Consider the following 16,330-nt stretch of genomic DNA (forward strand, 5'->3'; position numbering starts at 1 on the left):
GGTTACTTTTTGGTTTTTTGAATGGCTATAAATTGTAAATAATCATTATTATTAGCCACTAAAATTCGGGGAGTATTTCCTACTTTTATTTTTGCCATATCTTTTACATCATGAGGTACGTAGAATCCACTTTCATTAACGGTTGTAGCGTTAAATTTTCCATTGCCATTTCCTGATAAAAAGATTCCAGTTCCGGCGTCGTTTCTAGGTGTTTCTATTTCAGAGGCATATAAGTTCCCGGCTAGTAAGATGTCTAAATTCCCATCATGATTAAAATCTTCTACTAAAATTTGATTGCTACTTGACAATTGTGCTTCATTAGGTAATGTGTGTAGTATAAATTTTCCATTGTTATTTTCAATGTATGTTGTAGCAAATGTATTTACTTGGTAATGAAGGGAGTTTTCAAGTTTGTCTTCTCCGTAAACATCAACTAATGTGGCTTCTGCATATTCGTTATATGTTTTAAATTTTTCTTTTATTTCGCCTATTTGTGAAGAAGAGCAAGAGCGTCCTCGAACAGGAAATTTTTTGCCTTCATTATAGTAGCTTAGAACAATATCTTTTTTACTATTGTTGTCAAAATCGTTGAAGTAAATGTCAAAGGTTTCGTTTTTTGAAGATTTGTATTTATAATTTAACCCAAGGTTTCCTGCTACAAAATCAATATCTCCATCCTTATCGAAATCACCACTTGCTATACTAAACCACCACCCTGTAGTGTTTTCAAGTCCCAAGTTTTTAGAGATTTCTGAAAAGTTTTTCCCTTGATTGTTTTTAAACACTTTGATAGGCATCCATTCTCCTAAAATTACAATATCATCATAGCCATCATTGTCTATATCTTCAATACTCGCAGCAGTCGCTAGACCTAATTTTTCGAAATCTGGAATAATTTTTTGAGTACTATCTTCAAATTTTAATTCGTTTTTTGAACTTTTATTTTCTAAGATGTAGGTTTTTGCTGGTGATGGATAATTTCCTGGAACCAAACGACCACAAATCAAAAGGTCTTGATCTCCATCCTTGTCAAAATCAAAAGGATAAACCCTAGAACCACTGGTTGTTATTTTGGGTAATGCTGTTTTTATAAGGTTTAGGTTTCCTTTCCCGTCATTTTTGTACAATCTATCTTGTAAAAGTTCTGAGTTTGGCTCAAATTCATTGCCCCCACTTACAACATATAAGTCTAAATCTCCATCGTTATCTGCATCAAATATAAGTGAACCCATATCTTCTTGCTGGGCTTCGTTGTCTTTGGTAAAGTTTTTCTTTTCAAAACTTCCGTTTTGGGTTTGATAAAAGAGACCTCCATTTTGATTTGCAGCTCCACTACAATAAAAATCATCTAAACCATCATTATTTACGTCTCCCACTGAAATATAAGGACCAAACATAGATGTTTTATGAGGTAATAGGATTTCTTTCTGATAATCGTTATAGTCGTTTTCAATATGTTTAAATAGGTTGCTTAATTTATTTTTAGTGGAATCAAATAATCTTTTCTTTGTGTCTTTTTTTGTTGATTTAGCTAGGGATGCTTCCGTATGATTGATTGAGATTTTTTGATTTGCAGTAATATTTTTTAGCAGTTGAATATTCCCGTTTGGCCATTCAATTTTTAAAGAATCGATGTTAGAATTCGTTCCCAATCCAAAATGTAAGATGGGGGCCATCGCAGAAAGATATCCACGTTCTATTGTTAGCTCTTGGAATTGAGAGATTTCTCCTGAAGTTACTGTGCACTTAACACCTATTCCTCTTGGGTTGTTTTTTGGTCCCTTAAAATCGAGAGATAGGTAATTGTTTTTTAAGGGGTTGTTATTTATAAAAATTACGGCTTTATCATCAATGTTATTTAAAATGATTTCTAAATCACCATCATTGTCTAGATCAGCATAGGCAACTCCATTAGAGAATCCTTTAAACTCAAGGCCCCAGTCAGTATTTATTTTCTCAAAGGTCAAATCTTTTGAGTTTCTAAAAGCAAAATTGTCGGTTTTTTCTGAGGGCATTTTAAGCGTATTCTTTAGACCGTTGTTTTTTGTCTTTTTGGTAAAATAGGTCTTTTCTTTTTTTATCTCGTTAAAAAAATCGGTATTATTAATTTCTCTTCGGGTACCATTCGATACATATATGTCTTTCCATCCATCATTGTCTAAATCTGCAAAAATCGGTCCCCAACTCCAATCGGTAGAGGAAACATTTGCAATTCTAGAAATATTATTAAATAATGGATTAGACTCGGGGGTAAGAATTCCTGTATTTAGTTGCAAACAATTGTGCATATACTGATAATAAAGTCCAGCATTATAAGTATCCCAAAACACGTTAGTGTTCATGCTAGCCATGTTGGCTTTAGAACGTTTGTTGGTAGATGCATCCATATCTACCTGAAAAATATCTAAAAGACCATCATTATTAAAATCGGCGATATCGGCTCCCATTCCATAAAGAGCATTGTGTTTTGTAGATTGTTCTATAGTATTTCTAAAGGTACCATCGCCATTATTGATATAACAAAAATCAGCACTTGCAAAATCATTACTTACATAAAGATCTTTTAAGCCATCGTTGTTTAAATCACTTACAGTAGCACTTAAAGACAAACTATAAGAAAGCAACCCAGCTTCTTTTGTGATATCTGTAAATGTACCATCTCCGTTGTTTTTATAAAGATGATTTGAATGAATTGGAGTAGCATGTTCAATCAGCTTCTGAAAGGTGTAGGGTGCTGTTTTAAATGGTGTTATAGGGTAATTGGCAACGTATAAGTCAAGATCACCATCATTATCATAGTCGAAAAAAGTGCTTTGGGTAGAATGTCCGCTATCGGCAATTCCGTACTGTGCTGCTTGTTCTTCGAATTTTAAATGTCCCTTTTCATCAATTCCTTTATTTATTAATAATTTATTCGGTGTTTCTTGGTTTTTTCCTGAAACACTTAAATACATATCTAACCAACCATCATTGTTAATATCAACCGTAGTGACTCCTAAAAACCACTCTTCGCCCATAGCAACATTGGCTTCTTCGCTGACGTCTTTAAAAGATAAATTACCTTCATTTAAATAGAGTTTGTTAGCAACCATATTCCCAGTAAAGTATAGATCTTGTAAGCTATCATTATTAAAATCACCTATAGCAACACCACCTCCCATATAAATATAAGGATAGTTAAAATAGTTAAGAGTATCAGATTCGGTAAGCGCGTTTACAAAGTTAATATTAGATTTTTTAGCGTTTAGTATCGAAAACTGTTTTTGCTCTTTGTGTATGTTTGAACACGAAGAAAAAATGGTCAGAAATAGCAAAAAAATATAAATACGCATATCTATGTAATTAATAACTGGTTAAATTTAATTATAAAAACATTGTGAAGCATAGAACTTCACAATGTTTTAGGTTTCAAATCACATTACAACTAACAATGTATTCAAATAATTATAACTTATAAATTGCTATTAGCTTGCAATTCTATATTTGGAATTGGCATTAAGTATGAAAACCCATGGAAACGTTGTTTATCTAGATATCTAGATTGCTCTCCAGCAAGTTCTACCATTCTTTCGTGTTCTATTGCATCTAGAATAGCTTGTGTACCTGAAGCTGTAACTGGTGGAAGTGTTACCGAAGGTCTATTTCTAACCTCGTTAATAAATCCAAGAGCAATAACTTCTGAGCCACCCGATCTAATTTCTGCTTCAGCTTTCATTAAAAGAACGTCTGCGTAGCGTAATACTCTCGCATTAATTCCACTATCCGGGGTTTCACTAGCTCTATTGTCTAAGTTTTGATATTTTCTCCATGCAGGATTGTCATCAGGGCCTATTCCTCCCGATACGAATGTCGATGTACCATTGTTGTACGTATTGGTCATTGTACCATTATCGCTTGCGTCTATAGAGTAAAAATTAGCAGCATACCTTGTGTCTCCATCTTCATACTCATCTAAAAGATCTTGACTAGGTTTTACATTATACCATCCTGAGTATTCTTGAGCTCTAAAGGTAGTTTCTGAGTTTCCTTGTCCGTTTTGATTCCAAGAATCTCCGGCCCCAGTTGATTCATCGTAATTAACTTCAAAAATAGACTCATCATTATGCTCTCCGGCGATGGTAAAGTTTTCTCTATAATCTGCAGCTAAGGAATAGCCTGTAACATTTGCTAGGGCTGCTTTTGCTCCAGCGGCATCATTATTTTGTAGGAGTACTTTTCCTAATAAAGCCCATGCTGCACCAGAAGTGGCTCTACCAACTTCTTGATCAACTTTCGAAGGTAAGTTGGTGGTAGCAAATTCTAAGTCAGCAATGATAGCTGAGTATATAGCAGCAATGCTAGATTTTGGTCTTCCACCTTCAACCGTTTCTGTAGATAAATTTAAAGGAGCTTCACCATATTTAGTGACAATGTTAAAATAATAAAGTGCTCTTAAAAATCGTACCTCTCCAAGTCTTTGCGCAGCTTCGCTAGCGTCAATATTTTCAAAATTGACTTCATTATCTATAACAAAATTCGCTTTTCCGATGCCTTGATAATTATGTTGCCAATATTGGTTATTTCCATTATTTGCTTCATCAACATCAAGGTTAATCATTTGAACCTTATCTGCCTCTAAGTTTCCTGCAGCATAATTTTCACCAGCAATGTTGTCGTTTATATAGAATTGATACCTTCCATAATTCCCTACATCCTGAAGAAAAGCATATGCTGAATTGACAGCAGATTCTAATTGCGTACTTGATTTAAAGAAAGTACTCGGTGATAATTGGTTGGGGTTGTTTAACTCTAGGTCAGATTTACTGCAAGATAAAAACAATCGTGTCGTTAATACAAGCCCTATTAAAATAATTGGTATTTTTTTCATGTCTGTATTGTAATTTAATTAAAATGCAAATTGTAAACCAGCCAAAATAGTTCTAGGTTGTGGATAATTACCTCTGTCTATTCCTATACCACCTGCACCAGATAGTTGATTTACTTGAACTGTACTTCCACCTATTTCAGGATCATAACCAGAGTAGTCTGTTATGGTAAACAAATTTTGACCTGAGATATAAAATCGTAGGTTTGATAATGCTCCTTTAGCTATTTTATTAAGGCTAGCATCACTAAAAGTATAACCAAGAGATAAGCTTCGTAACTTCGCATAAGATCCATTTTCAACAAAACGATCAGAACGATTTACATTTTCTGAATGATCTGATGTAAATCTTGGAACCGTGGCGTTTGTATTTGTTGGTGTCCATCTATTTAATACTGATGTTCCGGCATTAAACAGTCTAGTCATTCCTTCCAAGTCATATATGTTTGTATTGTATATATCGTTACCTACAACACCGCTAAAGAATACTGAAAAGTCAAATTGTTTATAATTAGCCGATAAATTTAATCCAAAGGTAAAATCAGGGAATGGATCTCCAATTTTCACATTGTCATTGCTATCAATAATACCGTCGTTATTTTGATCTACAAAACGAATATCCCCTGGTGCTGCATTTGGTTGAGCACTGGTATCATCTCCTTCTTGAAATAATCCATTAGTTTGTAATCCGTAAAAATAAAATAATGACTCTCCTTCTGTAATTCTTGATAAATTTTCACCTTCAAACGTTGAGCTTTCGATAAAATCTAAGTTTCCTAAGTCGGTAACTTTGTTATTAGCTGTTCCAAAATTTAAGTTGGCAGCCCAACGAAATGCTCCTCCTTTGTCATGATTATATCCAATACTCATCTCTATACCATTGGTGCTGCTGCTAGCGGCATTACGCTGCGTGAATCCAGCGGCTAAACCATCTGATGCTACATTTGGGATCGGTACAATAAGGTCTTTGTTGTCAATATCAAAATATTCCAAAGAAACATTTAGGCTATTGTCAAGCATGGCAAGATCAAATCCTATATTCAATTGCGTTGCTTCTTCCCATTTTAAATCTGGGTTTGCACTTCCGAAATTTGAGATTCCAGTAGAGTTGTTAAATCCAGAATAATTAAAGCCTTGAATAAGACCTGCTTGGAAAACGTAGTCATTAGAACCATCATTACCTGTTGTACCTAAAGATGCTCTTACTTTTAAGTTGTCAATAAATTCAGACTCTTTTAAGAAATCTTCTTCACTTAAAACCCATCCTAACGATACTGCTGAAAAAGTACCCCACCTATTATTTGATCCAAATCTTGATGATCCATCACGTCTAATAGAGGCAGAAAACAAATACTTATCGTTATAATTATAATTTACTCTTCCTGCATAAGAGATTAAAGCATATTCATATAGTTGGTTGGTGATCTGCCCATTTCCTTGCACTAATTCTATAGCGTCTGTAAGTGGATTGGTTATCTGAGAATTATTGTTTTTTACTGTAGATTCAAATTTTTCTCCAATTAACACTACATCTAAATTATGAACGTCATTGAAAGTTTTTGAGTAGTTTAATGTATTGGTAAATGTATTTGAACTAAACACAGATGTTCCTTGTTGTATGAATGCGGCATCTCTTTGATTAATTCCTTCATCAAATGTTGGTCTAAATATTTTCTGTTCACTTGTCGATCTATCGAAACCATATTGAAACTTATAGGTTAAACCATTGAGTATTTCGTATGACGTATAAAATGATCCTAGAATTTTTATAACATCTGTTTCGTTTGTTTGTAATTCTTGTAATCTAACAGGGTTTTCTGCATCCGAACCATTATCGAGGGTTGTATCTGTACCTCCAAAACCACCTGGGTTGTTTGAGTCATATACTGGTGTGTAAGGAAGAGACTTAATCATATGTTCTATTAAAGTTCTGCCTCCGCTTGATTCTTCATTTTCTCTAAAAGAATCTGCAATAGACAATGTTTCTCCTATTTTAAATTTCTCGCCTAGTTCAAATTCGCTATTTACTCTTAAAGAGGCTCTTTTGAATCCAGTTTCTATAATGGTTCCTTTCTGATCTAAATAGCCTGCGGATAAGTTAAAAATCGAATTCTCACCACCACCAGATACACCTACATTTACATTATTCATAACTCCTGTTTGAAATACTGCATCTTGCCAATCGGTATTCAATTCTGTGGATGCAGGATCTACAGTGTATCTATTGGGTAAACCATAGGTTTCACTTGCAAAATCTCTAAATTGATTAGAATTTAATAAATCTAATGTTTTTGGTACTGACTGTACTGAGGTATACGAATCTACGGTGATTTTCGTTTTTCCTGACTTACCTTTTTTAGTGGTAATTATAACAACACCATTAGAAGCCCTTGAACCATAAATAGCTGCTGTAGAAGCATCTTTTAAAACATCTATTGAAGCAATATCGTTAGGGTTTACTTCATTTAGACCTCCAGAAACTACTCCGTCAATTACATATAAGGGTTGGCTGTTACCGAAAGTTCCTAATCCACGAATTTGTACTTGCGGACTGGTACCTGGAGACCCTGCACTTGTTACTGTAACACCCGATACGTTTCCTTGTAAAGCTTGATCAGCTGAAACTACTGGTGTTTTAGTAATATCGGCCGCATTGATTGAAGAGATAGCTCCTGTAACTGTTCGTCTTGAGCTCTTACCATACCCAACAATAACAATCTCATCCAAGCTTTCAGCGTCATCTTGGAGTATTACATCTATCGTTGTTTGGTCTCCAACCAAGATTGTTTGATTTTTCATTCCTACAAAAGAAAATAACAATTCATTAGTAGAAACAATATTTGTTATGGTATAGTTACCATTTTCGTCTGAATTTATTCCAGTTGTTGTTCCTTTAACAACAACGGAAACTCCTAGCAACGGAATACCGGAAGAGTCTGTTATTTTTCCAGTAACAGTTTTACTCTGTGAAAAAATACTTTGTACACATGTTAAGATGCATACAAGAATTATCACTTTAAATTTTTCTATCATGAATAGAGTTTTAGTTAGTTAATAAATGTTTTTAAAATCTAAATATTGAAAAGTATTAATACTACTGATAATATCATTATACCTACTACTATTACTTCCAATATTAGCCCCTTCTTAGAGTTTTTATGTGGTTTATCTTGTTTTTGCAAAAGTTTGTAAGTATTATTTAATTTGGTTATAAATCTAATTTGGAATTCACTTCCGATATGAAACATAAAAAGCAAAACGTAATACATTTGTAGCGTTTTAAAATTTTGGCAGCGTTTATTCAACATTCGTTCTACGTTTTGCAACATTAGTTCTGAGATAGAAGACTTGAGAATCTAGTAAAGTGTTATTTATATTATTTAATTGATTTTTTGTGATATTCTTCTTTTTATGTCATTAGGTGTACGTATGTAGATTTATATTTTATTTCCACTGTAATACCAGATTCTTAGATGAAATTACGGAACCACTTCCTTAGGCTTCTGTATTAACTATAGATCAGCATTTACTATCAACAAAGAGAATAAGTTGAATAGACTCCTTTCCTAAAGAAAGAAATACTTGGTTCTATTGTTATTTCAAGCTTAATTTCGAAGTATTACTACCTAAACTCGGATTAGGTACTACCTTCAAATTTGAAATAAATAGCAATTTACTGTCGTTAAATTTGCCAATCGTATTTTATTTGTGCTAAGTTTTTTTAAATTATTCATGATTAATAACCAATTTGGAAAGGTGTTTTTGGAGCTAAAAGTAGGTGGTTTAATTTCGTGATAATACATATATGCAGTGCGATCTGCTGAATTTCGATAGGGTAGTAGTTTCATGAAAAAAAGTTACGAAATTATCTTATTTTCTCCAAAATCTTTGAATGAATTGTGCATAACAAAAACAATATATCTAGCATAATTTTTGTGATACCGATTTATTGATGAAATTGTTCAAATACTTCTTTACGCTCATACTTGTATTTGAACTATAGATCAGTATTTACCATAAAAAATCATGGTTGGTAAATTACCATTAGAAATAGTATTAATTGAGGTTTGATATTATAAAAATGAGTAACAGTATCAATGTTATACTATTCATTTTTTTTGACCTCTATTTCTGTTGGAAGTACCCCGAAATGGGCTTTAAAGCATTTTGAGAAATAAGAGGGGGAAGCAAAGCCTACACTATAGCAAGTTTCACTAATATTTGCATTTCCTTTTTCTAAAATTTGTTTTGCTCTTTCTAATCGAATTCTTCTAATGAATTCATTAACGGTTTGCCCTGTAAGTGCTTTTATTTTACGATATAATTGACTCCTGCTGAGGTTCAATTTTGAAGCTAATTCTTCTACGCTAAGATTGGAATTATTTATGTTATCATTGATGTGATTTAACATTTTTTGTATAAATACTTTATCTATAGAGCTGCTATTACTGTTGTCATTTTTACCACTTATGGCTGCAAAGTACTTGTCAAAAATCAATTGTCTACTTTTTATTAATTGTGATACACGAAGCTTTAGGAGTTTTAAATCAAATGGTTTGACCATATATGCATCTGCACCAGTTTCTATTCCTTCAATTCTATTTTCGATGGTCGCTTTGGCCGTTAGCATTAATAATGGAATGTGACTGGTAGAGGCATCTGTTTTTATAATTTTACAAAAATCAAAACCATTCATTTCTGGCATAATTACATCTGAGATGATTAAATCAGGAAATGTTTCTTGTGCAATTTTTATCCCTTCTTTACCATTTCCTGCTAACAATATTTTGTATTGACTCTTAAGTTCTAATTCTAAATAATCTCGTAATTCAATATTGTCTTCTACGATTAGTATCGTGCGAAAATTTTGTTCTTTATTGTTTTCTGGGTAAGGCTCATTGTTGGTGGTTTCCAAGACTGGAATTGTTAGAAAGTCTTCTTTTTTCTGAAGCAAGTCTTTTTCTTCTAAAATTATAGTACCTGCGCTGAAGTGCTTGTTGCCAATTGGTAAAATGACTTTAAAAGTAGTTCCTTCTTTTACTTTACTTTTTACTTCTATTTTGCCTTTGTGGAGCTTTACAAAACTTTGCACTACTTCTAAGCCAATACCTGTGCCTCCGAAATATGTTTTGTTTTGACCTTCTACTTGGTAAAACCTTTCAAAGATTTTTTCAACTTCGTTATCGTCTAATCCTGGGCCAGTATCTGAAATAACAATCTCAATTGCATTGACTAATTCGTTATTGTTTAGTAACGGTAAATGATGTGTTTTATCTGATGATAAAAGCTCTATATTGATAGCGCCTCCATAAGGAGTCACTTTAATTGCGTTAGATAATAGATTAAAAATAATTTTTTCTAACATTTTAGTATCTGCCCAAACCTCTATATTTGAAATATCGGCATCTAAGCTTAGGAGAATGTTTTTACTAGATGCTTCTTCTTGAAAATAATTAAGGATGTTTTTGGAAAAACTTATGAGGTTGATTTTTTCTGCTCTGACTTTCATTTTATGAAGTTCAAGCTTCCTTAAATCCATGAGCTCATTAATTAACCTATAAAGTCTTTCGGTGTTTTTATAAATAACGGTGTGTTTGTTTTTTACCTCTAACGGAAGCTGTATTTCTTTATTGTTAATAATGTCCTTTAATGGATTTATTATGAGTGTTAACGGTGTTCTGAATTCATGAGAAATATTCGTGAAGAATTGAATTTTCTTTTGATTTAATTCATCTTTTTGTACCTGTTGGAAACGTTCGGTTTTAATAAGTTCTTTTTCTCTAATTCTTCGTTGAGTTAAAAAATTCAATAGAAACACGCCTATTAGAAATACCAAAATATAGGCCGAAATGGCCCAGTGACTTTTCCACCAAGGGGGTAAAACACTAATTTTAAGCGCTAATGGAGTCTCGTTCCAGATGCCATCGTTATTTGCAGCTTTTAATTTGAATACATAGTTTCCCTGATCTAAATTTGTGTAAGTAGCACTTCTTTTTTGTCCTACATAATTCCAAGTGGATTCATACCCCTCTAGGTAATATGCGTAACTATTCTTCTCAGGTCTAGTAAAATTAATTCCTGTATATTCTATTGTAAAGACAGATTGTTTGGAAGATAACGTTATACTATCGGTTTCGGAAATCACTTTTTTTAGTGGAGAACCATCTTGAAGAGGGAGGATACTTTCGTTGAATAATTTAAAACCTGTTAAGTGAAGTTTAGGGACCTTTGAGTTTGTTTTAATTCGTTTAGGATTGAAATAATCAACTCCTTTAAAATTGCCAAAATACAAGATGCCTTCTTTGTCTTTTAAGGCTACGCCGAAATTAAAATCATTTGACAATAATCCATCGTTAGAGGTATAATTGGTAAACGATAGATCATTCAAATTCATTTTGGTTAAACCTGAGTTTCCACTAATCCATAAGTTACGGTCATCATCTTCTATAATAGCTGATACGTTTTTTTCGTGTAACCCTTTTGTTTCATTGAACCAAACTAGCGTATCATTTTTTATATCAAACAAGCAAAGACCAGCTCCTCGGGTTCCTAACCATATGTTGTTATTACTATCTTGGTAAATAGTTAGTATGTGATTGGCATCTGATGAATTATTGAATCCTTCAATCATTCGACTACTTAGTGAAATAACGTCGTTAATAACTCCGTTTTTTCTCTTTATTAAAAAGGCTCCATCTGTTGTTCCTACCCAGATGTTGTCATCAGAATCTACTAAGATTTTTCGTACCTGAATGTTCACGAAATTATGCCCTAAAAAACGGGTTAAATCATATTCTTGAAACTGTTTTGTTTTAGGGTTAAAAGATTGAATTCCTTGCATGAAAGCAGCTATCCAAATGAGCCCTTTAGAATCTTCAGAAAAACTTTGAATCGTATTAGATTTTAAAGTACCTTTTGTATTTTCGATATTGTAATTAATGAATTTTTTTCGTCCTTTTTCTAAAAGATAAATACCTCCATCCCAACTGCCAGCCCATATATTTCCTTTCGAATCGGTGTTTAGTGTAACAAAATAATCAGAAGTAAGTCCTTTGTATTTTGAGTTATTATTGGTGTTTATATGTGTTATTTTTGCCGTTTTTGGATTGTAAACATCAATTCCTCCACCATCGGTTGCTATCCATAAATCATCAAAATCATCTTTAACAAGACCTTTCACTGAAGATATTTTTAACGAGTTATCATTATTTGGGATACTTTCTATATTCAAAAACTTATCGTAAAGTTCGTCACTGACAGCAACGCCACTATTATAATAACCTAGCCATAATCTATTGTCTTTGTCTACAAATAATTCCCAGATAGAATTGTGTAAGATGCTATTCTCTTCTTGATTATTAGCTATATAATTTTTGATTATTTGATCGTTTTCATCTAAATGAAATAAGCCATCATTTTCTGTTCCAATCATCATTGTGTTATCTGATAATTGGACAATGGTCATGATTTTTTTATTTGAAAAAGGTAAATGCTTCATTTCGATGATGTTGTTGTTTCCATCATCGCTTAAAACACATTTATAGACCCCTTTGTTGTTTAATGAACCTATCCAAAGATGGTTATTTTTATCGATAAACAACGTTTCGATTCCAATGTTAAAGGAATCCTTTTTGTCTAAAAATAGCCTAGAGTTTATTAATTTATTGTTTTTTAGATCAACCTCTTTTAATCCAAAATTTGTCCCTACAAAAACTTTACCTTGCTTGGTGCGTTTTATAATATTAATTATAATGGGCTGCTTGTCTTTATTGGTAGTAGAGTTCGATATTTTTTCAACTCCTAAACTAGCTAATTCTATTTTAAATAAACCAAAACCATTGGTGCCTACCAACAAATTATTATCTGGATCTTCTTGGATGGACAATATGTGGTCTTTGTAGGGACTTTCTTTGTTTAAGGGGATTCTTTTGAACTGATCTAAATCTCTATCGTATAAGTTGAGTCCATTTTCTGTACCTATCCACAGTCTGTTCTTGTGATCTAAATAGGAGTATTTGACCCGACTGCTGCTCAATGCTGTAGGGTCTTTTAATTTATGTTGGTAGGAAGTATATTCTATTCCGTCAAATTTGTACAAGCCAGCACCTTCTGTTGCTATCCAAATAAATCCTTCATGATCTTGAATAATACTTGAAATCCCTACTTTAGAAATGCCCTCTCTAATATTAACAAATTGATAATCAGATGCTATTTCCTGAGCCCAATTACTTGAGGTCATTAGTAGATAAAAAACAAATAAAAGTTTCTTCATTAGTAAAAACTCATTGGGTCTAAATTAAAAAAAACGAACAATTATTACTTGACTTTGTCCCAAACTTGCTCTATTTCCTCTAATGATTTTCCTTTGGTTTCAGGTATAAATATATAAGTAAAAATAATAATTAGGGCAATAAAGGCTGAAAAAATAAAATAGGGTAATGAGCCATTCCAAAAAGTATTGTTATTTAGTTCACTAGCTGTAACCATAGGGAAAGATTGTGAAACAATATAATTCCCTCCCCATTGAACTGCAACGGCAACAGACATAGCAACACTTCTAATCTTATTAGGGAACATTTCAGATAAGACAACCCAAACAACAGGTCCCATTGATAAGGCAAATGATCCTATAAATATAAGAACTCCTATTAGCGATAGTATTCCTATGGTTTGTTGTTGAATCGTGCATCCGAGGATTAAAAAACCTATAAGCATGCCTATAGAACCGATATATACCAGTGGCTTTCTTCCGAACCTATCAATAGTAACCATGGCAACGAAAGTGAAAACTAAGTTTACGAAGGCCAGTAATACTTGTTGTTTTAAAACATCATCTTTTCCAAAGCCTAAAGCTTTTTCAAAAATATCTGCTCCATAGTACAATACTGCATTGATTCCTGTGAATTGTTGTAGAATTGAAAACACAGATCCAATTATAATGATGCTAAGGATTCCTTTAGAGAAATAATTTACACTAGTTTTGGTCGTTTCGTTTTTGATTGACTCTTTTATTTCTGTTATTTGTATATGGGCTTTCTCTTCACCATGAATCTTTTCTAAAATGGCTAATGCTTCTTTTTCTTTTTCTTTTAAAACCAGCCATCTAGGGCTTTTTGGCACGAAAAACAGTGCGATTAAAAACACGCAACTTGGTATCAATTCAGACCAAAACATTTGTCGCCATCCATATTCTAAGTTTTGTGATTCCGTTAAACTATTTCCTATAAAATAGGTAACTAAAAACACCACAAAAAAACCGATAACAATTGCCAACTGATAGTATGTTACTAGATTACCTCTTTTTTCGGCTGGAGCTATTTCAGCTATATACATAGGTGCATTCATGGATGCAATTCCGATTCCTAAACCACCGATAATTCTGAAAAAAACTAATAATGAAATAGATTCGGGTAAAAACGCTGGTAAACCAGAGCCCCATGCGGAAATACTAAATAAAATAGCAGAGATGACCAAAGAGTTTTTTCTTCCGATTTTGATACTTAGAGGGCCCGCAAATATGGCTCCAAACAAACACCCTAACAAAGCGCTTCCAACTACCCAACCTTGTGAGCTGGCATTCAGCATGAAATATTTTGTTAGATAAAATTGTGCTCCATTTATAACGCCTGTATCATATCCAAACAGCAAACCTCCTAATGCTGTAATAGATGTTATTAAAATTAGAAATCCTGTTTTATTCATAAGTTGTTTTATTTAATATTCTTCGTTAGTTATGATATAAGAATCGTTCGTTGTTTTAAAATATACATTTTGGGCAATGCAAAATTTCTGTTTCGTACACGAATGAAACTTCATAACGGTTCTTGTTTTAAACTCATAAAACTAGGATTTATATATGGTACTGAATGCTACATTTCATGCATCAAATGAAAGAAATGTTGATTCTGACATGAAGTAAAGCCCAATATATTAGAAAATTAAACTGAATGATGATTTTGAGAGCTTTGGGAGAGATGAAAGGAAGAGGGGGGTATTGTTTGCCAATTCCTCCAATAGATTGGTATTATATAAAGAGGGGAGGAGCCTTGTTCTTTTAGTATTCTAATTTCTCCGTAAAAATTAGTCATCTGTTTTAATTCACTCATAACAATTGTTCTTGATCCTTTTAAAGAACTAAGACAGGAAAAGAAAAAGCCTCTCAAAAATTGAGAGGCTTTTTGCGGTCTGGACGGGACTCGAACCCGCGACCCCATGCGTGACAGGCATGTATTCTAACCAGCTGAACTACCAGACCGTTGCTTTTAAAGCGTTCGCAAATATAAAATTGTTTTTTGTATTTGCACTATAATTTGATAAAAAAAACTTCTCTATTTTTGAGAGGCTTTTCGCGGTCTGGACGGGACTCGAACCCGCGACCCCATGCGTGACAGGCATGTATTCTAACCAGCTGAACTACCAGACCGTTGCGTTAAGCGGATGCAAATATATAACTTTTTTTTAATTATAAAAGGAAGTTTTTATAAAAATCTTCTTCGGCTAATTAAGTATGATGTTAATATGTCATTGTACCCTTCATGGATATTTACAGGGACATATTCAATTTTATACTGTAAGCATTTGTTTTTTAGTTTTTTAAAGAAGTTGTTGGTGAGCTCCGTATATTGTTGTTGTATATTTTCTGCATATAAATTTATTTCTTCACCAGTTTCTACATCTATAAATTTTTTTGGAGAATTGTCGAAGTTGAATAGAAATTCAAGTTCTTTATCGTAAGTATGAAATAGAATTACTTCGTGCTTGTTGTATTTTAAATGCCTTAAAGCGTCAAAAAGCTCATCTTCTCTTTTGGTTGTTTGAAACATATCAGTAAACAAAAAGATTAACGAACGTTGATGAATTTTTTCGGCTATTTCATGCAAATACTCATAGGTTTGTGTGGCTGCTTTTGATTTGGATAGAATTACTTGCTCTAGTTGGTTTAAAATCATTTTCCTATGGCGTTCACTTCCTTTTTCAGGGGCATAGTATTCATAAGAATCGGAATAAACACTTAAACCAACAGCATCTCGTTGTTTTTTTAATATTTCCATCAAGCATGCCGAGGCCACTGCTGAAAAACCAACTTTGTTTAATGTATTCAATGTTTGATTTTTAACCGTAGGGTAGTGCATAGATGCCGAATTGTCAATTATAATATGACATCTTAAATTTGTTTCTTCTTCATATTTTTTGGTGTATAGTTTTTCCGTTTTTGCAAATAATTTCCAATCAATATGTCGAGTGCTTTCGCCTTTATTGTATAATTTATGTTCCGAGAATTCTACCGAAAATCCATGAAACGGACTTTTATGCATCCCCGTAATAAAGCCCTCTACGACCTGCTTCGCATAGAGCTCAAGGTTTTTTATATCAGAAGATAAAGAGTTGTTTAAATCAATCATAGGTACCGAAAGTACAAAAGGTTTAGCAATTGCCAAACCTTTTAATATGATAAAGTTAAGAGTC

6 protein-coding genes and 2 tRNA genes are annotated in these 16,330 nt (G+C 33.0%); all 8 read right to left on the reverse strand.

The window, feature by feature from the left end:
* Window positions 1-2: 2 nt before the first annotated feature.
* Window positions 3-3,332, reverse strand: coding sequence for a VCBS repeat-containing protein (locus tag AC2TDS_RS15400; protein ID WP_484736470.1), 3,330 nt, complete (start codon window positions 3,330-3,332; stop codon window positions 3-5).
* Between the two features lie 119 nt (window positions 3,333-3,451).
* On the reverse strand, window positions 3,452-4,867 hold the full coding sequence (locus tag AC2TDS_RS15405) for a RagB/SusD family nutrient uptake outer membrane protein (protein WP_484736471.1): 1,416 nt from the start codon (window positions 4,865-4,867) through the stop codon (window positions 3,452-3,454).
* Window positions 4,868-4,885: 18 nt separating this feature from the next.
* Window positions 4,886-7,897 (reverse strand): SusC/RagA family TonB-linked outer membrane protein, encoded by a 3,012-nt coding sequence (locus AC2TDS_RS15410; RefSeq protein WP_484736472.1) that lies wholly within the window; start codon window positions 7,895-7,897, stop codon window positions 4,886-4,888.
* 1,072 nt (window positions 7,898-8,969) lie between these two features.
* Window positions 8,970-13,136: a hybrid sensor histidine kinase/response regulator transcription factor gene (locus AC2TDS_RS15415; protein WP_484736473.1), complete on the reverse strand. Its 4,167-nt coding sequence runs from the start codon at window positions 13,134-13,136 to the stop codon at window positions 8,970-8,972.
* Between the two features lie 44 nt (window positions 13,137-13,180).
* Window positions 13,181-14,566 (reverse strand): sugar porter family MFS transporter, encoded by a 1,386-nt coding sequence (locus AC2TDS_RS15420; RefSeq protein WP_484736474.1) that lies wholly within the window; start codon window positions 14,564-14,566, stop codon window positions 13,181-13,183.
* 479 nt (window positions 14,567-15,045) lie between these two features.
* A tRNA-Asp gene (locus AC2TDS_RS15425) sits at window positions 15,046-15,119 on the reverse strand.
* 94 nt (window positions 15,120-15,213) lie between these two features.
* Window positions 15,214-15,287 (reverse strand) — tRNA-Asp (locus AC2TDS_RS15430).
* 55 nt (window positions 15,288-15,342) lie between these two features.
* Complete coding sequence (locus AC2TDS_RS15435) at window positions 15,343-16,266, reverse strand: DUF58 domain-containing protein (protein WP_484738965.1); 924 nt, start codon at window positions 16,264-16,266, stop codon at window positions 15,343-15,345.
* Window positions 16,267-16,330 lie beyond the last annotated feature (64 nt).

The sequence above is a fragment of the Tenacibaculum profundicola genome (assembly GCF_057220795.1).

Bases quoted from the DNA above. Each gene is read 5' to 3' on its own strand.
- AC2TDS_RS15400 (WP_484736470.1), bottom strand. From the start codon at position 3,332: ATGCGTATTTATATTTTTTTGCTATTTCTGACCATTTTTTCTTCGTGT.
- AC2TDS_RS15405 (WP_484736471.1), bottom strand. From the start codon at position 4,867: ATGAAAAAAATACCAATTATTTTAATAGGGCTTGTATTAACGACACGA.
- AC2TDS_RS15410 (WP_484736472.1), bottom strand. From the start codon at position 7,897: ATGATAGAAAAATTTAAAGTGATAATTCTTGTATGCATCTTAACATGT.
- AC2TDS_RS15415 (WP_484736473.1), bottom strand. From the start codon at position 13,136: ATGAAGAAACTTTTATTTGTTTTTTATCTACTAATGACCTCAAGTAAT.
- AC2TDS_RS15420 (WP_484736474.1), bottom strand. From the start codon at position 14,566: ATGAATAAAACAGGATTTCTAATTTTAATAACATCTATTACAGCATTA.
- AC2TDS_RS15435 (WP_484738965.1), bottom strand. From the start codon at position 16,266: ATGATTGATTTAAACAACTCTTTATCTTCTGATATAAAAAACCTTGAG.